Source organism: Burkholderia sp. Leaf177, assembly GCF_001424345.1.
Taxonomy (GTDB): Bacteria; Pseudomonadota; Gammaproteobacteria; order Burkholderiales; family Burkholderiaceae; genus Caballeronia.
This window is the reverse complement of record NZ_LMPF01000001.1, coordinates 571,726-589,651: the sequence shown is the minus strand read 5'-3', so window position 1 is coordinate 589,651 and position 17,926 is coordinate 571,726. Positions and strand designations below refer to the sequence as shown.

Genomic DNA, 17,926 nt, shown 5'->3' with positions numbered 1-17,926 from the left:
TACAGGAGAATGACAGATGGCACGAATGGTTCAATGCGCGAAGCTCGGCAAAGAAGCCGAAGGACTTGATTTTCCGCCGCTGCCGGGAGAACTCGGCAAGAAAATTTATGAAACGGTATCGAAGGAAGCGTGGCAAGGCTGGCTCAAGCAGCAAACCATGTTGATCAACGAAAACCGACTGAACATGGCCGATCCGCGCGCGCGTCAGTACTTGCTTAAGCAAACGGAAAAGTACTTTTTCGGCGAAGGCGCGGACACGGCTCAAGGCTACGTTCCTCCTGCACAAAGCTGAGCCAGAAACTGCCGTTTTTTGGTGACGAGCCGGTCTTTCGAGACCGGCTTTTTCATTTGCGCGATACGTTCCAAGACCACCGCAAAGTCCCCGCCAAGACGGGCCATTTGCGCATCTTCTGCCATCGTGCTATTATCTTCTTCTTTCCAACTGCATCTCAAAGTCAATTTCTCACGATTGAACGAATGGCGAAGCATCTCTAAAAGTCATCGAGACCTCGCCCTGGCGTCAATCAAGAGTACCGGCCAGCGATTGTCAAGGCTTCCACAGTCTGATTAGCCCGTGGATGTTGTTCCCGAGCCTTCTCGATCCGCGACACAGCAAATAGCCGTACCGCCGCGCATCACGCGCCGCGTTGAACGGGTTTTATTGTGTCCAGCCACCAATTCAAGCGGTACCCACGAAGTGCCATTTCGCGACCATTGTTGCGAGGCATAAGCTTTGCTCTGAGCATTGCCGACGCGTCCGGCGCCCGGCCGGCCCTCAGCTCCTTCATGGGCTGAGCCTCGCCTCGTCGCGAAACTGCACTTTCCGGCAACGTGCGCCCTGCGCACACGCCCACCCGCCCCCTAGCGGATCGGCGACACATCTGGAGCTTCTTTTACATGGCAACACAGAACGACGGCCTCTGGCGGCAGCCCCAACCCGAAAAAGACCTGACGCTTGCCGATATCACCATCGTCGATAAAGCCCTGCTCAAGCGCGCCGTCGGCGCCATGGCAATAGGCAACGCGATGGAATGGTTCGATTTCGGCGTGTACAGCTACATTGCGGTGACGCTCGGCAAAGTGTTTTTCCCGTCGAGCAATCCGGGCGCGCAGCTGATCGCCACTTTCGGCACGTTCGCAGCGGCATTTCTCGTACGTCCGCTCGGCGGCATGGTGTTCGGACCGCTGGGCGACCGTATTGGCCGCAAGCGCGTTCTTGCAATGACGATGATCATGATGGCCGTGGGCACGTTCTGCATCGGCTTGATTCCGGCTTATGGGACCATCGGTATTTTTGCGCCAATCTTGTTGCTCGCCGCGCGTTTGCTGCAAGGCTTTTCGACGGGCGGTGAATACGGCGGCGCTGCGACGTTCATCGCGGAATTTGCGCCGGACAAACGGCGCGGTTTCCTCGGCAGCTTTTTGGAATTCGGCACGCTCGTAGGTTATGTGCTCGGCGCGGGTTGCGTCGCGATATTGACCGCGACCATGACCGAGCAATCGCTGCTTTCGTGGGGTTGGCGCATTCCGTTTCTGATCGCGGGGCCACTCGGTTTGATCGGCTTGTACATTCGTTTGAAGCTCGAAGAAACGCCGGCGTTCCAGCGTGAAGCCGACAAGCGCGAAACTGAAGCGCACAGCACACCGAAGGACCAGTTTCGCGACATGCTGCTAAAGAACTGGAAGCCGATGCTGCAATGCGTCGGGCTCGTGCTGATCTTCAACGTCACCGACTACATGGCGCTGTCATATCTGCCGAGCTATCTCTCGGCTACGCTCAAGTTCAATGAAACGCACGGACTGTTTATCGTGCTGATCGTCATGGTGCTGATGATGCCGATGACGCTTTTCGCCGGCCATCTTTCCGACAAGATCGGGCGCAAGCCGGTGATGATGTTCGGATGCGTCGGCTTGCTGCTGCTTTCCATGCCCGCGCTCACGCTGATCCGCATGGGCGACGTGACGACGATTTTCAGCGGCATGCTGATCCTTGGTGTGCTGCTGTCGTGCTTCACCGGCGCAATGCCTTCCGCGTTGCCGGCGCTGTTTCCGACAAAAATCCGCTACGGCGCGCTTGCGATCGGCTTCAATGTTTCGGTATCGCTTTTTGGTGGCACGACACCGCTGGTGACTGCATGGCTGGTTTCATCGACGGGAAATTTGATGATGCCCGCGTACTACTTGATGGGCGCATCGGTGATTGGCATAGTTTCCGTGTTCGCGCTGCATGAAACTGCGAGAAAGCCGTTAAAGGGATCGCCGCCGTCGGTCGGTTCGCGTTCTGAAGCGCATGCCGTGATGCGCGGCGCGCGCGAAGCCGCTGAAATGGATGAGCGTTTGCCGGATGTGACCGCGCACGCTTGAAACGGGTTTTAGCAAACCCAGCAAAACAAAGAGGCCGTTCCTGATTGGGAACGGCCTCTTTTTTGTGCTCGCGAGTTTCACTCAACCAGCGTGACGATTTCCACGTTCACTTCGCCGCTTTCGATCGTCATGATTCCGAGCGTTATCGGCAATTTGAAGCGGCGTGGTCCCGCGCTTCCTGGATTGAGGAAGAGCGTTGCGCCGCGCCGCTCGACCAGCGGCTTGTGCGAATGGCCCGTAATGACGACATCGATTCCATCGAGCCGTCGGGGGACATCGGCAATATCGTGCACGATGTGAACAGACTTCTCTCCTAAACGCATGGTCACCGCTTTCGGGAGATCATCGATACGCCCGCCCGAATCGTTATTGCCACGCACCGCGGTGACGGGCGCAAGTTCATTGAGAATGTCCAGCACGGCGGGATTGCAGATGTCGCCGGCGTGAATGATCTGCTCGCAACCGCGCAACGCCTGAAGCGCTTCGGGGCGCACGAGATTGTGGGTATCGGATAAAACGCCAATGCGTATTGCGCGAGACGTAATTGCAGATGACATGGGCTTCGCTCGGAGAACTTCGTGCCCCAAGCGTAGCACCGATCATGCGAGTCAGAGCCGCTGTTACGGCTCCTCGGTCATCAAGACCTTCTCGACACGGCGATCCGGCACGAGCCAGACGATTGCCACGAACGCATACAACGCGGCTGCGACCCAAGGTTCCCAAAACGACGCAGCGATCGCGACGAGATAAAGAACCACGGAAAGCTTGCCTTTGATGTCCGAACCGATCGCGCGCTCGAGCATGGAATTGGCGCCATGCAAGCCGATCAGCGTGCGCGTGAGGATGTACCACGCGACCGCTGTCATGAAGAGATCGAAACCGTAAAGTGCGGTCGGCCAGGAAGCGAGGTGGTTTTCGCCCATCCAGTTGGTGGTGAACGGAAACAACGACAGCCAGAACAAGACATGCAGGTTCGCCCACAGGACGCTGCCGCTGACGCGCTTGGCCGCATGCATCAGGTGGTGGTGATTGTTCCAGTAGATCCCGACGTACACGAAGCTCAGCACATATGCGCAGAACACGGGAATCAAGGTGCCCAGTGCGGCAAGGTCGGCGCCATGCGGCACCTTCAGTTCCAGCACCATGATCGTGATGATGATGGCGATCACGCCGTCGCTGAATGCTTCGATACGGTTCGTACCCATCTGCGCCCTCTCCCGTTTTTATGACTGAACCGACCTGACGCCCACCGTGCTGCGTGGCGTTTTGCACGCGCGCTGCAAATTATGCGGGAGCGGCGCGGCGTTGTCGATTTAGCGTGAACGAGAGAAAGCGCCGATGGCGCGCGGATTTATCCGGGCATCGAGGTATGAAGCCATTGAAGCAGTTGCAAGCCGGCGCCGGCCGCGATGATCGATATTCCAATCCCGAGCCGCGTCCGCTCGCGCCATGCACCAATAGAAACGTTTTTCATGATCGTCTCCCGAATCAAATATTGACCGAACAAAACGCCGGGTTTCGCATGACCCCACATGCGAGAACCGGCGCTGCCTGCTTTACCCAACCACCCCAAGTTCCAAGCGCTTACGCGAACGCGCTGCTCATGTGCAACGTGCCATTCACGCCAGCCGGGAAGAACCCGCCCTGCGTCACCGCGCCCTTGTTCAAATACACGATGTTCAGGACATCGTCATAACTGCGGCTGAACGCAAGACCGTTTGCATCGAGCGGCACGATGTTCGAGCTTCCCGCCGCCGCGCCCGTGATGCCCTGGTCGACGTCCGTCGAGCTGTCGAGGGAATCGCGGGCATCGGAGATCTGCTGCACGGTCGTATAGATGGAAGGCGTCGTCATGCCGCGCGAGAACAGCACAGTTCGGATCAGGCCGGCGTGATAGGCCTCGGCCGCAAGAATGCCGGCGGCCGCCTCCAGATACGTCTTGTTCGTGATCAACGGCGACGCGCCCTTGTAAGCCGTCACACCCACGTCCTCGAAGATGAACGCGCCAATCAGGAAGTTGGTCGGGCTCGAGTACGGATTGAACACCTGGCCCGGGCCAATCACGCCGGCCGCTTGTGCCGCCAGCGAGAAAGCGCCGGTCGCGCTCGTGCCGCCGACATCGAGCGCCGGCATTGCCACTGCGCCGCCGCCAAGCGCCGTGCGCAGGAAGGTGACGTGCTCGAGTTCATCGCGGGCGATTTCAGCGGCGTACGCGCCTACCAGCGGGTCGCCGGTGAAATCGACCTTTTGCCCCGGGATGACCGTGCCGGGCGTGCCCGCGCCGCTCATCAGGTTGGCCGGCAAGCCAGCGCCTGTCACTGCATAGGCATAAAAGCTTGCTTCGAGGTATTCGAGGTTGAGTGCGAAGTTGAGAATGTCTGCATCGCTCGGGCCTGTTTGGGCGTTGGCGTTATCGCCTGAACTGCCGCCGCATGCGCCGAGTATCGTGCCACCGACGAGCCCTAATCCCAGGCCGCCCGCGCTCCTGAAGAACTGCCGGCGTTTTGCCAGTTTGTTGGCGCGGCGTTCGAGGATATCGAGGATCGCAATTTCTTCTGCCATGACTATCTCCTTACCTGCTTTAAGTAATTAACCGTACGACACCACGCGACACGCACAGCCGAGCGAAAGCAGCGGCCACACCTTGTAACAAGGAGCCGTGATGCATAAGACATGAGGGTGAGGATGAAGACAGACCGGAGCGATGAAACCCTGATGCCATCAGGACGGCTGATCTTCACGTAGCTAGATACGCGGGGCTGCGATGAAACGGATGCAAGCAATCGCGAATATATTTCTGTTTCTTTCCGAACACATGCGAAGCGCTGCGTGCAAGCTCGAGTTTGCTGCAATGCGCAACTGGGCGAAGACCGTTTATAGATGCATGAACCATCAAGCTTGAAACGCGCCGAGCGAGCCGGCGCGGCGACGCGCCTGGCGGCTGAAATTGGCCCCTTGTCCGTCCGATGGTAGAATGCCGTCCGCCTGGCGGGGTGATGAAATTGGTAAACATAGCGGACTTAAAATCCGCCGCCTAACGGCTTGCCGGTTCAAGTCCGGTCCCCGCTACCAGCACCCGATACGGCTTTGGAAAGACGGGCGGACGCCATTGCAGCGCGAGCCGGCTATCGGTTCCGGTCGAATCTGCCAATGCCCGCCGACTGAAGTAGACTGCGCGTCTTATCGAGCGTCTCTATTAGCGCGAGCCCACATGAAACATCGAAGCCTTTATACGGTCGCCGCGGCCGCCGTTCTCGCCTGTAGCGCTGGCTGCACCACGGCATATCAAAACGCTCAGCAATGCAAGGCGAAGATGGTCGAGACCTATCCCGCCACCAGCCCGAAGCTGGATTACGAAATTCCCCGTGTTTCCTATCGGGCAACGCGAGTGGTGGTCGAAGGGACATACATTGTCAAAGGCGCGCCTGCCGGCGTGACGCCGATCAAGACCACCAAATTTCCCGTTCCCGCTGCGGTGGAGTGCACCTTCGTTGGCGACCAGATGCGCACGTTCCAATGGCTGACGCCTGCCACGCTCGCCGCAAAATATCCTTTGCAGCCTGACCAAGGCGACGCCGAATAACGTCGGTTTAAATATACTCAGGCCCGCGCGCGCGCATAGAGATGCAGCGCGTCGAGTACACGATCGAATTCCAGGGATTTATCGAAGAAATGGCGCACGCCGAATTGCAGGCAGCGCTCGCGGTATGCAGGCAACGCATGATTGGTGAGCACGGCGGCAAAGCTTGATTCCGTGATGCCCGTGCGCTGGAGGTAAGCCAGCACTTCAATGCCCGACCCGCTTTTCAACTGCAGATCGACGATCACCGCATCGAACGCGGCCGATGCCAGCAGCGCAATCGCGGCCTCGGGCGTATCGGCCCATGCGTTCACCTTGAGTTCGCCGGACGCATCGATAGCCTCGACGAGGCTGCGCCGGATCAACGGCGAGTCTTCGATCAGCAATACGCTCAGCGGCCGCCTGTGCGCGAGGCCGGTTTCATCAGCGATCGTTTGTTGGCCCACGGCGGGCATCCTCCTACTCGATCAACCCGTTCTTGATGGCGTAATACGTGAGATCGGCGTTGTTGGCGAGACGCATTTTTTCGAGAACACGCGCGCGATACGTGCTGATCGTCTTCACCGATAAATGCAGTTCGTCCGCTATCTCCGTCGGCAATTGTCCGCCAGCCAGCTTGCAAAATATCTGGAACTCGCGCTCCGACAACATCTCGTGCGGCCGTTCGGTCGCCGGCTTTTCGAGCTTGTCGGCCAACGCGTCCGCAATGAATTCCGACAAGTACCGATGCCCGCGCGCGACCGTTCGAATGGCGCGCACGATCTCGTCGGGCGCTGCGTCCTTGTTCAGATATCCATTGGCGCCGGCGCGCAGCAAGTTGATCGCGTACTGGCTTTCGGGATAGCCGGAAAGCATCAGCACGCCCTGCTCCGGGCGGATCTGCTTGATCACGCGCAAGGTGTCGATGCCATTCTTGTCCGGCATGGCGATGTCGAGCAAGACCACGTCGAACGCGCTTTCGCGCACGAGTGCGATGGTCTCGTCCCCGGTGGACGCTTCGCCCGCCACTTCCATGTCGGGTTCATCGGCGACGAACTGCCGGAACCCGCTTCGCACGATGGCGTGATCGTCCGCTATCAACACTCGAATCATCTACGCTGCCCGCGGCCGTTTTGTATTGACCCATTGTACTGACGACGCGCGGCGGAAATCATCCCGTCGCGCGTCGTCGTTCGTTTCTATCGTCCGTTACTTCGTTATTTCAACGAGTATCAACCGTCGAGGCCGTCGAGCAAGTCGGCCATGTCGTCGGCGTGTTCTTCTTCGACCGCCAGGATCTCTTCGAACAGACGGCGCGTGGTGACATCTTTTTCGCCGAGGTAGCGGATGATTTCGCGATACGTGTCGATCGCGATGCGCTCAGCGATCAGGTTCTCGCGAATCATGTCGGTGAGATTGCCGCCTTCCTTGTATTCCGAGTGCGAACGCGACGCCAGGCTATCCGGCGCAAAGTTCGGCTCGCCGCCCAGCTGGACGATACGTTCAGCGAGGGAATCGGCGTGTTCCTGCTCTTCGGTCGCGTGCTCGGCGAACTCGCTTGCAACGGCTTCAGAATGGATGCCCTTTGCCATGAAGTAATGGCGCTTGTAGCGCAACACACACACGATCTCGGTTGCGAGCGCATCGTTCAGCAACTTCAGCACGACATCCTTGTCGGCGCCGTAGCTTGCCGTGACGGGACCATCGTCCATGTGCTGACGGGCGTCGGCGCGAATCTTTTCAACGTCCAGCACAAACGGATCCGACTTTTGACCTGCGTCGTTGGGTTGGACCGGTGCAGCTTTTACAGCAGACGATTTCGACATTGATGTGCTCCAAATTTGGGGTTCTGTATTCAGCAATTAGACGGAATCCGGACGAGTGCTGAGCCTTTAAATGTGGCATAGCTCGCGTCTACGGTCGCTTCTTTCATCGTCCGCATACGGCGTGCCTGGTCGTCACGTCCGGAACACGCCGAGCAGCAAGGTCACGACAAACACCACGAGGAAAATATAGAAAAGTATCTTCGCGATTTCGGCGGCGCCCGCGGCAATTCCCGTGAAACCGAACACCGCGGCAATGATCGCGATGACGAAGAAAATGACGGCGTAATGAAGCATGGACGACCTCCTCGTCTTGTATGGATTCAAGAGCTTGGTTGTCCGAAGGCGACCGGTAAAGAGATCGCTTTCGGGCACCGCTGTCTGTATCGAGGAATGATCGGGCTGGTTGCGAATGGATCCGAACCTAATCGACTATTTTCTTCGTCACTACGAAGCCGAGTACGAGGAAGACCACGCAAACAATCAGGAACAGCACGAACAGGAACTTCGCAATACCGGCCGCACCCGCTGCAACGCCGGTGAAGCCGAGCAGACCGGCAACGACGGCGATAATCGCGAAAAACAATGCCCACTTCAACATGATCGATTCCCCATAGAGTTGGACTTGATAATCGGATGTTAGCGGCGAGTCTGCCCGCTTCCACGTGGACGCTGGCCGTTTTTGATGTAGGAGACCGCCGACATGCGCTTTCAAATATCTTGGAGCAGCGGTCGTTTGCGTTGATTCAGCGGCCTTGATCGGCCTGAAAAGCTACACTGGCTGCATAAAAATCCGGCAACTCTCATGACTTCTTCTTTACACGACGGCAGCAAGACGGCCTCGACGCCAGGCGTTGCGCAACACGCAGCCAGGCTCAACGCGCGCATCAACGGCTGGATGCGCCGCTGGAGCTGGGCCGTCGCGATGACCGTCGCCATCGTGATTACGGTCGGCGGTCTCGTGATTCTCGAATCCGGACGCATGCGCATTGCCGCAGAGTACGAGACCGCGCTCGAAGCCAAAAGCGCGACCACGTTATTGACGGCGCTCAATGGCGACATCGCATCCCTGAACGCCGACGAACGCGCTTCGCATCCATCTCCGGACGCGGCGACCCTAACGGATTACAAGGCGACGGCGAGCCGTATTCAAAAATCAGTGGCTTTGCTCGATGCCTATTACCGCCGTAAAGCGGACGACACCGCGCTCGCCGGCTTCCGCCAGCTCAGCGCGATTCTCGATGCACGCATCAACGCGGGACTGACTTCGCAAGACGCTTCCAACACGGACACGCTCGATACAGCCCTTGCCCTGCTGCGCCTCAACGAAGAACGCCGTGCGCAATCCGCGCTCGACGCAAGCCGCGCCGACCAGCGTATTTCCACATTCTGCGTAGGCGCGTTGTGCGCGCTGAACATCGTGTTGTTCCTGCTGTTGTTCCGAAACCTGGGCATTCAGCTAGACAAGCAGGATCGTGTGCAGCAGAAGCTGATCACGCAACAGGAGGAGCTTGATCAACTCGTGTTTGAGCGCACGCGGCAACTCGAAGCGCTCGCATGGCATTTGCAGTCCGTGAGCGAAAACGAGAAGACTGAATTGGCACGCGAACTCCACGACGAACTCGGCTCGATACTCACAGCCAGCAAAATGGACGTGGCATGGGTGACCAACAAACTCAAAAACATGGAACCCGCGATGGCCGAAAAACTCGGTCGTGCGCTGGCCAATCTCGATCAAGGTATTGCGCTGAAGCGGCGGATTATCGAAGACATGCGGCCTACCGTGCTTGCAAACTTCGGGCTTGTCACGGCGTTGCGCACTCTCGCCGATGAAACCGCCCAGCGCACCGGCTGGACGCTCGACCTCGCCCTGCCTGAGGACGACATCAAGCTCGGCGAGGAAGTGGAGATCGCGTTGTTTCGCGTCGCGCAGGAGTCGCTTACGAATGCCGCGAAGTACGCACGGGCTTCTCGGGTCTCGATCGCACTCGCCCTTGATGACGAACGCGTGTCCATGCATATAGCCGATGACGGCGTCGGCATCCGCCCGCAGGATTTGCAGCGCACGCATACGCACGGGCTGCTTGGCATGCGGCAGCGGGTGAGCGCGCGCGGCGGGCGCATCGAGATCCAGCGGCGCGAGCCGCACGGCACGGATATCCGCGTGACCATGCCTCGCGTGCGTAATTTTTCCACGTGAGTTTTCTACGTGAATTAGCCACATGAGTTTGCTACATGAGCCCTTGCAAAAGCGCCCGTGTAGGACCCCGCCGACATAACTTGGAGAGCGCACCTACACGATAAAAACATCCGCGCCTACAGCCCCGGGACAATCATTTTTTTAAGATTCTTCAGACCGGTGTGGTCGATCGAAACGATGCAGTCAATGCTGGAAATCGTTTCAAGGATCGGTCGTTACCAAAGCCACGACGTGTTAGCTGATACGCTGAATGGCCGGGATTCGAACTTCGGGCATGTATCGCAGGTTTATCGACAATAAGCCGACTGCCCATATTCATCGCAGCATACTCAAGGGGAATTTCACATGACTCGACTCATCGCTTTGCTGTTGATCGCAGGAACCGCCGCACTCGCAGGTTGCAACACGACGGCCGGCGCCGGCCAGGACATCTCGAAGGCTGGTAACGCACTCACGAATTCAGCCGATAAGCACGGCGCTGAGTAACGTAAGTCGTAAGCGAATGCAAAAAGAGCCTCTCAGGAGGCTCTTTTTTCGTCTTGTGCGTGAAGAATCAAACCAGCCCGCGCCGCTTATAGTCGAACCAGAACGACAAACCTACGCTAGCCAGAATGATCAACGTGGCCATCACGGTCCACTCCGTGATCACTTCGCCCAGGAACAGCGCGCCGATCACCACGGCCACGACCGGATTCACGTACATGCAACTGCTCGCAATGATCGGGCTCGTGTGCCGGATCAGGTATGCATAAGCGACATACGCGGCCATCGAACCAACGAGCATCAAGTAGAGATACGAGAGGAACGGCGTGAATCCCATGCTTACGATCCGCTCGCCCGACACCCACGCCACGATGGTCGCCATCATCCCGCCCAGCCCGATCTGCAATGCGGTCGATACCAGCAAGTCCGAAGGCAACTTCAGACGGCTGGCGAGATGAGAACCGCCCGCCCAGAAAATCGCGCCACACAAGATTGCAAGACTGCCGGCCGTTGAACCCGACGACGGATCGCCATGATTCAGCAGCCCGATTCCGACCAGACCCAATCCCACCGCGATCCATTCGCCCTTTGCTACCTTGCGCCCGGCAATGGCGGCGATGACCGTTGCGAACAGCGGCACGGTCGCGACCATGACGGCGGCCGTGCCGGTCTCGACCGTACGCATGCCGAATGCGAGCATTCCGCTCGACAAACCCACGAGCAACGTACCCACCAGCGCCGCGTTGCGGACCTCGGCCGCCTTCGGCCAGATCGGATTGCGGCGCGCGGCGAAGATGAACAAGCCGATGCCCGCGAACAAATTGCGCAAGCCGGAAAGCATCAGCGGCGGAAACGATTCCAGCGACAGATGCACGGCCATGTAGGTCGAGCCCCAGACCAAATAAACCACGCAAAGCGCCAGCGCGATCCGTCCGCCGCGTGTGGCGGGAAGCCGGAACGGGAAATAACCCGGCAGACTGAACGGACGACGCTGGGTGGTATCGGCTACGGCTTGCGGCGGCGATACGTCTGCCGCGAAGGCATCAGACTGCGGCGGCGACTCAGCAACCGGCTGTGGGAATGGCAGGATATCGGCGGAATGATCCGGCGCGGGCGGAACGTATTGTGAAGAAGGTGACGAAGATGAAGACTGCGGCGGCAACGGTGTAGACATCCGTCACTCCGCGCCGATGGCGATGCCGGCTGGCCACGCGGCCAAACCCGAAGAAAAGCTCAGGACCGCCGGCATTGATTCGACCGCGGACAAGCGGTGAATCGATGAACGGCGCGCATGCCGCTCGAGTATCGCGGCAAAACGGGCAAGGCAGAACAACATGTCGGAAGCAGCAGAAAAGGGTCGGGCATCTTCATGCCGAAGCTCGCAACCCGCTCGAAAGCGGGCACGAACCGCCACGAGGTCAGATCTGGACCGGACGCACGAAAAAAATCGGGGCGCATCCGGGAAAACACCATGACAGCACGCGGTGGACGCCATTATGCAGTAAGCGCCCTGCGCTTACGCAAGATCGTTACAGATGGTTGCCAACACGCTACGGCGCGGTGTATTGTTGCGGCTGCTAACGCGGGGGTCCTGCGCTGCACATCGCAATCTGTTCTACGGATTGTCCGTGTGTCGCGGGTGAGAAATACCCTTTGAACCTGATCTGGATAATGCCAGCGCAGGGAAGCGTTCGGATTTTGCCGCGCCGGGGTCTTTCTCTTTCTTCTCGCGCATCCTCGCCGAATCCGCCGCCTCCTCTCTCTGCTTTTTCTTCGGTCTCCCGTTGCTAGCGTTTGGCTCAGCTGACACCGTGCGCGTGGCTTCGTCTTGCAAACGCGCGGCCGGCTGGGAACACCGTCCCCATAGCAACCATCTGCATGGGACCGGAGTCGGCGCTTATGCCCTTGCTCCGGTCGACACAGGAGAAACCGCATGAACGCCAACCCGAAGTTCCTGTCTGCCGACGCTGTAGTCGACGCCGCCGCTATCGCTCCGCTGCCCAATTCGCGCAAGATCTACGTGACGGGTTCGCGCCCGGACATCCGCGTGCCGATGCGCGAAATCACGCAATCCGATACGAACGAAAGTTTCGGCAGCGAAAAAAACCCGCCGGTGTATGTCTACGATACCTCCGGCCCCTATTCCGATCCGGACGCGAGCATCGATATCCGCTCGGGCCTGCCCGCGTTGCGCCAGGCGTGGATAGAGGAACGCGGCGATACCGAATCGCTCAACGGTCTTTCCAGCGATTTCGGCCGCGAACGCGCCGCCGATCCCGCCACCGCCGATCTGCGCTTCAAAGGCCTGCACCGGACACCGCGCCGCGCCGTGGCCGGCAAAAACGTCTCGCAGATGCACTACGCGCGGCGGGGCATCATCACGCCGGAAATGGAATTTGTCGCAATCCGCGAGAACCAGCGCCGCGCCGAATATCTCGAATCGCTGAAGCAGAGCGGCCCGAACGGCGAAAAGCTCGCCGCGATGATGGGCCGCCAGCATCCCGGCCAGGCGTTCGGCGCAAAGGCGTTTGGCGAAGGTGCGCCGAAGGAAATCACGGCCGAATTCGTGCGCGAGGAAGTCGCCCGAGGACGCGCGATCATCCCGAACAACATCAACCATCCGGAAAGCGAACCGATGATCATCGGCCGCAATTTCCTGGTGAAGATCAACGCGAACATCGGCAATTCGGCGGTGACGTCGTCAATTGGCGAAGAGGTCGACAAGATGACGTGGTCGATCCGCTGGGGCGGCGACACGGTCATGGATCTTTCGACCGGCAAGCACATTCATGAGACGCGCGAATGGATCATCCGCAATAGCCCGGTGCCGATCGGAACGGTGCCGATCTATCAGGCGCTCGAAAAGGTCAACGGCAAGGCCGAAGACCTCACGTGGGAGATCTTTCGCGACACGCTGATCGAACAGGCCGAACAGGGCGTGGATTACTTCACCATTCACGCGGGCGTTTTGCTCCGCTACGTGCCGATGACCGCAAACCGCATGACGGGCATCGTCTCGCGCGGCGGCTCGATCATGGCGAAATGGTGTCTGGCCCATCACAAGGAAAGCTTCCTGTACGAGCACTTCGAGGACATCTGCGAAATCATGAAGGCCTACGACGTGGCATTTTCGCTTGGCGACGGCCTGCGTCCGGGTTCCATCTACGATGCCAACGACGAAGCCCAGCTCGGCGAACTGAAGACGCTCGGCGAGTTGACGCAGATTGCGTGGAAGCACGACGTGCAGGTGATGATTGAAGGGCCGGGCCATGTGCCGATGCAGCTCATCAAGGAGAACATGGACCTCCAGCTCGACTGGTGCGACGAAGCGCCGTTCTACACGCTCGGGCCGTTGACCACGGACATTGCACCGGGTTACGACCACATCACGTCGGGCATTGGCGCCGCGATGATCGGCTGGTTCGGCACCGCCATGCTCTGCTACGTCACGCCGAAGGAACATCTGGGCCTGCCGAACAAAGACGACGTGAAGACCGGCATCATCACGTACAAGCTCGCAGCGCACGCCGCCGATCTCGCCAAGGGTCATCCAGGCGCGCAGGTTCGTGACAATGCGTTATCGAAAGCGCGGTTCGAATTCCGCTGGGACGACCAGTTCAACCTCGGCCTCGATCCGGACAAGGCGCGTGAATTCCACGACGAAACCCTGCCCAAGGATTCCGCCAAGGTCGCGCATTTCTGCTCGATGTGCGGTCCGCATTTCTGCTCCATGAAAATCACGCAGGACGTGCGTGAGTACGCGGCGAAACAAGGGGTATCGGATATCGAGGCGTTGAAGCAAGGCATGCAGACCAAGGCAATCGAGTTCGTGAAGAAAGGCTCGGAGATTTACCAGCGTACGTAAAAGCTGACATTGCACCGATGTAAAAACGGCCCGCACATATTGAATGTCGCGGGCCGTTTGCTTTGTTCAGCGGAATATGGCGATCGGGCACTGTTTCTGCTTCAGGATTGAAAGAATCGGCAGGACTGTCTGGTCGTCCGGGGTGGACGCGAGATCAGGACATGCCAATTCCGCTACACCCTGTCACACCTTCGTGATTATCGATTTGGAGAGTTGAAATGGACAAGATCAAACAGATTGGCGCTGCTGCTCTCGTTGTTACCCTTCTCGGCGGCCTGTCTGCCTGCGATCAAATGAGCACTCGTCAACGGGACACAGCTATCGGCGCGGGCGTTGGTGGCGTAGCGGGCGCAGCCCTCGGCGGAAACGCGCTTTCAACCGTAGGCGGTGCGGCGGCGGGCGGGCTTATTGGCAATCAGGTTGGGAAGTGAGACCTAGCCAATAACATCCTGGATCAACCCGGCCGCCTGATTTAATCTCGTTGGCCGGGCACCGCTTCCGGTCGATTCAGCAGTATGAAACACGAGGAAATATTCGCGCGCTAGCCAATGCTTTCCGGCGTTTCACCGATGCGCTAGGCTCCTGATATCTGTTTCGTTCTTCCGAATATCGCGTTTCGACGCAACCCTGGAGTCGCATCATGAACCCGAAGCTCGCAGTAGCCGCCCTCGCGGGCGCCTTGAGCTTGAGCGGCTGTTATTACGTGCCGTACGGTTATTACCCCGCCTATCCTGGATATCCGGCTTATGCCGGTACGCCCGTGGTCGGCACGGCTCAGGCGCAGCGAGAAATACCCGTCGCGCCCGACGCCACCGCCGGATCGAGCGCCGCGCAGGCGAATGACACCACGCAAAACACGCAGCAAAACTCAAATACTTATGCCTCCGCCGCGCCGCCTGTGGCGTATGCGCCGCCGCCAGTTTATTACCCCAGCTATCCGGTCTACGCGCCCTACCCGGCGTATTACGGTTACCCGTACGGATATGGTTATGGCGGACCATCCGTGTCGATCGGCTTCGGCTGGTGGGGCGGTGGCCACGGCGGTGGCGGATGGCACGGCGGCGGCGGCGGCCACGGTCACTACCATTAAGGGTTCGCCTTACTCCCGCCTTACTCACTCGATGTAATGCTTTCACATAAGCCGCGCCACTTGGCGTGGCTTGTTTATTTGCCAGAGCCGCAAATACAGCGGCCGCAAATCCTAAACGATCTGGCACGCTTTTAGCTCTGGCCTTCCCTGAAAGCGCCGTTTCGCGCGCTCCGTCCGGGAACCCTCATATGCTGGTCTTTGCGCTGATCCTGCTTTGGCTTGCAGCTTGCCTCGGTGTGCTTTCCGTATGGGTGCTCCGCGATGCATCGTCTTCCGATGTTTCGCCAAGTGCGCCTGCGCAAGAGCCGACCGTTCGATGAAGCAATCCGCTGCAGCAATGAACTAGTAAGGATTCGTTCCTTGACGTCTGTTCACATCGCTCTATTCTTAGTCGAGACGCATTAGCCGGGCGCTTAATAACGCGTCGAAAACGCGTCGATAACGCGCTGACGCTGAATCGATCCCGATCGCCAGAATCGGAACCGCCGCGCGTCCTTTAAAAATAAAAACCAGGAGACGTTATGTTCCATCAGATTCTGACGCCTGTCGGCGGATCGCTCGGCTGGTCCTTCATCGTCGCGGCGCTGCCAATTATCGTGGTGCTCGTCTTGCTCGGATGGGCGCGCAGGCCCGCGTGGCAGGCTTCGCTTGCAGGGCTCGTTGTCGGGATCGTCGTTGCCATCGCCGTGTGGCACTTTCCGGCGGGACTTGCCATCGACTCGGTGGCGGCAGGCGCGGTCTTCGCTGTCTGGCCCGTGATGTGGATCGTGTTCGCGGCCATCCTGCTCTACAACATCGCTCAACGCTCCGGGCGCTTCGAAGCGTTCCGCATGTGGATGATCGATAACCTGCCGAACGACCGGCGCATCGTACTTGTTGTGATCGGATTTTCTTTCGGTGCGCTGCTCGAAGGCATTTCCGGTTTCGGCACACCGATCGCAATCACCAGTTCGCTGCTGATCCTGCTTGGCTTTCCCACGCTCGAAGCGCTGACGTTCACACTGATCTTCAATACGGCGCCCGTAGCGTTCGGCGCACTCGGCGTGCCGATCACCGTGCTCGGCGCCGTCACCCACCTTCCCACCGATGCCCTTGCGAAGATGGTCGGCCGCCAGTTGCCGTTCTTCGCGTTGATGCTGCCGTTCTATGTGATCGGCGTGTATGCGGGGTTTCGCAACATGCTCAAGATCTGGCCGGTGCTGCTCGTTGCCGGCGGGACGTTCGCGCTCACGCAATTCGTGACATCGAACTTCATCAGCTACGCGCTTACTGACGTGTTGTCGTCACTCGTCTCGCTCATCCTGACGATCGCGTTCCTCCGGGTCTGGAAGCCGGCGCCTGACGAACGGTTCGCCGTGAACGTGGATCGCGTCGCGCAAACACGCGGGCAACTCTCCGGCGGACACGGCTGGGTACCGTGGATCGTGGTGTCGGTGGTCGTGATCGTTTGGACGGTCGCGAAAATCTTCATGATCGGCGATGTAAAAGTGGCGTGGCCGGGACTCGACAAAGCCGTCTTCATCACGCTTTACAACCAGCCATATGCAGCGATCTGGGATTTCCAGCCACTTGCCACAGGCACTGCGATCCTCGTCGCCGCGATCATTACCGCACTGATCGTGAAGTTGCCGGCACGTGAATTCGGTGCATCGATTGCCGACACCTGGATCCAGACGCGCATCGCGATACTGACCGTGGCGACGATCGTAGGGCTTGCATACCTGATGAACTACTCCGGCATGAACTACACGCTGGGATTGGGCGTGGCCTCCGTGGGCGCGTTTTTCCCGCTGGTCTCCGCATTCCTCGGCTGGGTTGCGGTGTTCCTGTCCGGCAGCGATACATCGGGCAACGCGCTCTTCGGCAATCTGCAAGTGGTCGCGGCGCGGCAGCTCAACCTCAATCCGATCCTCATGGCAGCGACCAATTCATCGGGCGGCGTGATGGGAAAGATGATCTCGCCGCAAAACATCTCCACAGGCGTTGCCACCACGGAACTCAAAGGCAAGGAAGGCGTGGTATTCGCCAAGACGTTCAAGCATTCGATCCTGCTGACCGTGCTCCTCGGCCTGCTCGTCTGGCTGCAGCAAAACGTGCTGACGTGGATGATTCCTCACTAAAGCCGCTGTCGCCGCTTCAATCTCCGACCACTCGCCCGCGCGTCGCTTTCACGGCGCCGCGGCGAACCTTTCCTTCGACTCTTCGCACCTGCGACGCACGCGTAGGCTTGGTGGCCACGCGCGTGCGCCGAACGATGCTCACGCGCTGGACCATCTCGTCGAGCCGGGCGAGCGCGGCGGCGCGGTTCATGTCCTGCGTCCGGTGCTCCTGGGACTTGATGATGATCACGCCGTCCCGCGTGATACGGCTGTCGCGCAATGCGAGAAGACGCATCTTGATCGACTCCGGCAACGACGACGCGCGGATATCGAAGCGCAGATGAATGGCGCTCGATACCTTGTTGACGTTCTGCCCGCCCGCGCCCTGCGCGCGCACGGCGATCAGCTCGACCTCGTTCGGCTGGATTACATAGTCGATCATG

General features: G+C 59.1%; 20 protein-coding genes, 1 tRNA gene and 1 riboswitch. Of the genes, 10 read left to right on the top strand and 11 right to left on the bottom strand.

Features of this window, described 5'->3' with window-relative positions; translation table 11 throughout:
• Positions 1-16 precede the first annotated feature (16 nt).
• Both ASG35_RS02650 and proP read left to right on the top strand, forming a co-directional pair.
• The gene (locus ASG35_RS02650; protein ID WP_082508191.1) at positions 17-292 is read left to right on the top strand and encodes an oxidative damage protection protein; all 276 of its coding nucleotides are present in this window, start codon (positions 17-19) and stop codon (positions 290-292) included.
• Between the two features lie 605 nt (positions 293-897).
• On the top strand, positions 898-2,364 hold the full coding sequence (gene proP, locus ASG35_RS02645) for a glycine betaine/L-proline transporter ProP (RefSeq protein ID WP_056352454.1): 1,467 nt from the start codon (positions 898-900) through the stop codon (positions 2,362-2,364).
• 77 nt (positions 2,365-2,441) lie between these two features.
• Here the strand turns inward: proP and ASG35_RS02640 are convergent, their stop codons facing one another.
• The 4 genes from ASG35_RS02640 to ASG35_RS02625 all read right to left on the bottom strand — a co-directional run bounded on the left by ASG35_RS02640 (position 2,442) and on the right by ASG35_RS02625 (position 4,926).
• The gene (locus tag ASG35_RS02640) at positions 2,442-2,921 is read right to left on the bottom strand and encodes a metallophosphoesterase family protein (protein WP_056352453.1); all 480 of its coding nucleotides are present in this window, start codon (positions 2,919-2,921) and stop codon (positions 2,442-2,444) included.
• Between the two features lie 63 nt (positions 2,922-2,984).
• Positions 2,985-3,569, bottom strand: coding sequence for a TMEM175 family protein (locus ASG35_RS02635; RefSeq protein ID WP_056352452.1), 585 nt, complete (start codon positions 3,567-3,569; stop codon positions 2,985-2,987).
• A 146-nt stretch (positions 3,570-3,715) separates the two neighbouring features.
• A complete protein-coding gene (locus tag ASG35_RS32430; RefSeq protein ID WP_255580791.1) occupies positions 3,716-3,838 on the bottom strand; it encodes a hypothetical protein in 123 nt (40 codons plus the stop codon).
• A 110-nt stretch (positions 3,839-3,948) separates the two neighbouring features.
• Positions 3,949-4,926, bottom strand: a complete 978-nt coding sequence (locus ASG35_RS02625; protein ID WP_056352450.1) for a ferritin-like domain-containing protein — start codon at positions 4,924-4,926, stop codon at positions 3,949-3,951.
• A 425-nt stretch (positions 4,927-5,351) separates the two neighbouring features.
• Here ASG35_RS02625 and ASG35_RS02620 point away from each other — a divergent pair.
• Positions 5,352-5,436: transfer RNA gene (locus ASG35_RS02620), tRNA-Leu, on the top strand.
• Between the two features lie 139 nt (positions 5,437-5,575).
• Positions 5,576-5,947 (top strand): hypothetical protein, encoded by a 372-nt coding sequence (locus ASG35_RS02615; protein ID WP_056352449.1) that lies wholly within the window; start codon positions 5,576-5,578, stop codon positions 5,945-5,947.
• A 17-nt stretch (positions 5,948-5,964) separates the two neighbouring features.
• Here the strand turns inward: ASG35_RS02615 and ASG35_RS02610 are convergent, their stop codons facing one another.
• The 5 genes from ASG35_RS02610 to ASG35_RS30640 form a co-directional block, all read right to left on the bottom strand.
• Positions 5,965-6,390 (bottom strand): response regulator, encoded by a 426-nt coding sequence (locus ASG35_RS02610; RefSeq protein WP_235527423.1) that lies wholly within the window; start codon positions 6,388-6,390, stop codon positions 5,965-5,967.
• 13 nt (positions 6,391-6,403) lie between these two features.
• Positions 6,404-7,036, bottom strand: a complete 633-nt coding sequence (locus ASG35_RS02605) for a response regulator (RefSeq protein WP_056352447.1) — start codon at positions 7,034-7,036, stop codon at positions 6,404-6,406.
• A 119-nt stretch (positions 7,037-7,155) separates the two neighbouring features.
• Complete coding sequence (locus tag ASG35_RS02600) at positions 7,156-7,749, bottom strand: ferritin-like domain-containing protein (protein ID WP_056352446.1); 594 nt, start codon at positions 7,747-7,749, stop codon at positions 7,156-7,158.
• A gap of 132 nt (positions 7,750-7,881) precedes the next feature.
• Complete coding sequence (locus ASG35_RS30645; protein ID WP_075360550.1) at positions 7,882-8,043, bottom strand: DUF1328 domain-containing protein; 162 nt, start codon at positions 8,041-8,043, stop codon at positions 7,882-7,884.
• Positions 8,044-8,170: 127 nt separating this feature from the next.
• Positions 8,171-8,347 carry a DUF1328 family protein gene (locus ASG35_RS30640; RefSeq protein ID WP_075360549.1) on the bottom strand — a complete coding sequence of 59 codons (177 nt, stop codon included), beginning with the start codon at positions 8,345-8,347 and terminating at the stop codon, positions 8,171-8,173.
• A 204-nt stretch (positions 8,348-8,551) separates the two neighbouring features.
• Between ASG35_RS30640 and ASG35_RS02595 the strand changes: the two genes are divergently transcribed.
• Positions 8,552-9,946, top strand: a complete 1,395-nt coding sequence (locus ASG35_RS02595; RefSeq protein WP_056352445.1) for a sensor histidine kinase — start codon at positions 8,552-8,554, stop codon at positions 9,944-9,946.
• Positions 9,947-10,291: 345 nt separating this feature from the next.
• Entirely contained in the window at positions 10,292-10,432 is a 141-nt protein-coding gene (locus ASG35_RS02590) for an entericidin A/B family lipoprotein (RefSeq protein ID WP_056352444.1), read from the top strand.
• 67 nt (positions 10,433-10,499) lie between these two features.
• Here the strand turns inward: ASG35_RS02590 and ASG35_RS02585 are convergent, their stop codons facing one another.
• Positions 10,500-11,603: an EamA family transporter gene (locus ASG35_RS02585; protein ID WP_082508190.1), complete on the bottom strand. Its 1,104-nt coding sequence runs from the start codon at positions 11,601-11,603 to the stop codon at positions 10,500-10,502.
• Positions 11,604-12,003: 400 nt separating this feature from the next.
• Positions 12,004-12,133: riboswitch (TPP riboswitch) on the top strand.
• 229 nt (positions 12,134-12,362) lie between these two features.
• Between ASG35_RS02585 and thiC the strand changes: the two genes are divergently transcribed.
• The 4 genes from thiC (at position 12,363) to ASG35_RS02565 (ending at position 17,504) form a co-directional block, all read left to right on the top strand.
• Entirely contained in the window at positions 12,363-14,294 is a 1,932-nt protein-coding gene (thiC, locus tag ASG35_RS02580; protein WP_056352443.1) for a phosphomethylpyrimidine synthase ThiC, read from the top strand.
• Between the two features lie 218 nt (positions 14,295-14,512).
• Positions 14,513-14,725 carry a glycine zipper 2TM domain-containing protein gene (locus ASG35_RS02575; protein ID WP_056352442.1) on the top strand — a complete coding sequence of 71 codons (213 nt, stop codon included), beginning with the start codon at positions 14,513-14,515 and terminating at the stop codon, positions 14,723-14,725.
• A 209-nt stretch (positions 14,726-14,934) separates the two neighbouring features.
• Entirely contained in the window at positions 14,935-15,384 is a 450-nt protein-coding gene (locus tag ASG35_RS02570; protein WP_056352441.1) for a hypothetical protein, read from the top strand.
• 521 nt (positions 15,385-15,905) lie between these two features.
• Complete coding sequence (locus ASG35_RS02565; RefSeq protein ID WP_056352440.1) at positions 15,906-17,504, top strand: L-lactate permease; 1,599 nt, start codon at positions 15,906-15,908, stop codon at positions 17,502-17,504.
• A gap of 16 nt (positions 17,505-17,520) precedes the next feature.
• Here ASG35_RS02565 and arfB read toward each other — a convergent pair whose 3' ends face one another.
• Positions 17,521-17,925, bottom strand: a complete 405-nt coding sequence (gene arfB / locus ASG35_RS02560; protein WP_056352936.1) for an alternative ribosome rescue aminoacyl-tRNA hydrolase ArfB — start codon at positions 17,923-17,925, stop codon at positions 17,521-17,523.
• Between the last annotated feature and the right edge of the window lies 1 nt (position 17,926).

Excerpts from the sequence above, each read along its gene's own strand:
- ASG35_RS02650 (WP_082508191.1), top strand. The coding sequence starts at position 17 with ATGGCACGAATGGTTCAATGCGCGAAGCTCGGCAAAGAAGCCGAAGGA.
- proP (WP_056352454.1), top strand. The coding sequence starts at position 898 with ATGGCAACACAGAACGACGGCCTCTGGCGGCAGCCCCAACCCGAAAAA.
- ASG35_RS02640 (WP_056352453.1), bottom strand. The coding sequence starts at position 2,921 with ATGTCATCTGCAATTACGTCTCGCGCAATACGCATTGGCGTTTTATCC.
- ASG35_RS02635 (WP_056352452.1), bottom strand. The coding sequence starts at position 3,569 with ATGGGTACGAACCGTATCGAAGCATTCAGCGACGGCGTGATCGCCATC.
- ASG35_RS32430 (WP_255580791.1), bottom strand. The coding sequence starts at position 3,838 with ATGAAAAACGTTTCTATTGGTGCATGGCGCGAGCGGACGCGGCTCGGG.
- ASG35_RS02625 (WP_056352450.1), bottom strand. The coding sequence starts at position 4,926 with ATGGCAGAAGAAATTGCGATCCTCGATATCCTCGAACGCCGCGCCAAC.
- ASG35_RS02615 (WP_056352449.1), top strand. The coding sequence starts at position 5,576 with ATGAAACATCGAAGCCTTTATACGGTCGCCGCGGCCGCCGTTCTCGCC.
- ASG35_RS02605 (WP_056352447.1), bottom strand. The coding sequence starts at position 7,036 with ATGATTCGAGTGTTGATAGCGGACGATCACGCCATCGTGCGAAGCGGG.
- ASG35_RS02600 (WP_056352446.1), bottom strand. The coding sequence starts at position 7,749 with ATGTCGAAATCGTCTGCTGTAAAAGCTGCACCGGTCCAACCCAACGAC.
- ASG35_RS30645 (WP_075360550.1), bottom strand. The coding sequence starts at position 8,043 with ATGCTTCATTACGCCGTCATTTTCTTCGTCATCGCGATCATTGCCGCG.
- ASG35_RS30640 (WP_075360549.1), bottom strand. The coding sequence starts at position 8,347 with ATGTTGAAGTGGGCATTGTTTTTCGCGATTATCGCCGTCGTTGCCGGT.
- ASG35_RS02595 (WP_056352445.1), top strand. The coding sequence starts at position 8,552 with ATGACTTCTTCTTTACACGACGGCAGCAAGACGGCCTCGACGCCAGGC.
- ASG35_RS02590 (WP_056352444.1), top strand. The coding sequence starts at position 10,292 with ATGACTCGACTCATCGCTTTGCTGTTGATCGCAGGAACCGCCGCACTC.
- ASG35_RS02585 (WP_082508190.1), bottom strand. The coding sequence starts at position 11,603 with ATGTCTACACCGTTGCCGCCGCAGTCTTCATCTTCGTCACCTTCTTCA.
- thiC (WP_056352443.1), top strand. The coding sequence starts at position 12,363 with ATGAACGCCAACCCGAAGTTCCTGTCTGCCGACGCTGTAGTCGACGCC.
- ASG35_RS02575 (WP_056352442.1), top strand. The coding sequence starts at position 14,513 with ATGGACAAGATCAAACAGATTGGCGCTGCTGCTCTCGTTGTTACCCTT.
- ASG35_RS02570 (WP_056352441.1), top strand. The coding sequence starts at position 14,935 with ATGAACCCGAAGCTCGCAGTAGCCGCCCTCGCGGGCGCCTTGAGCTTG.
- ASG35_RS02565 (WP_056352440.1), top strand. The coding sequence starts at position 15,906 with ATGTTCCATCAGATTCTGACGCCTGTCGGCGGATCGCTCGGCTGGTCC.
- arfB (WP_056352936.1), bottom strand. The coding sequence starts at position 17,925 with ATGATCGACTATGTAATCCAGCCGAACGAGGTCGAGCTGATCGCCGTG.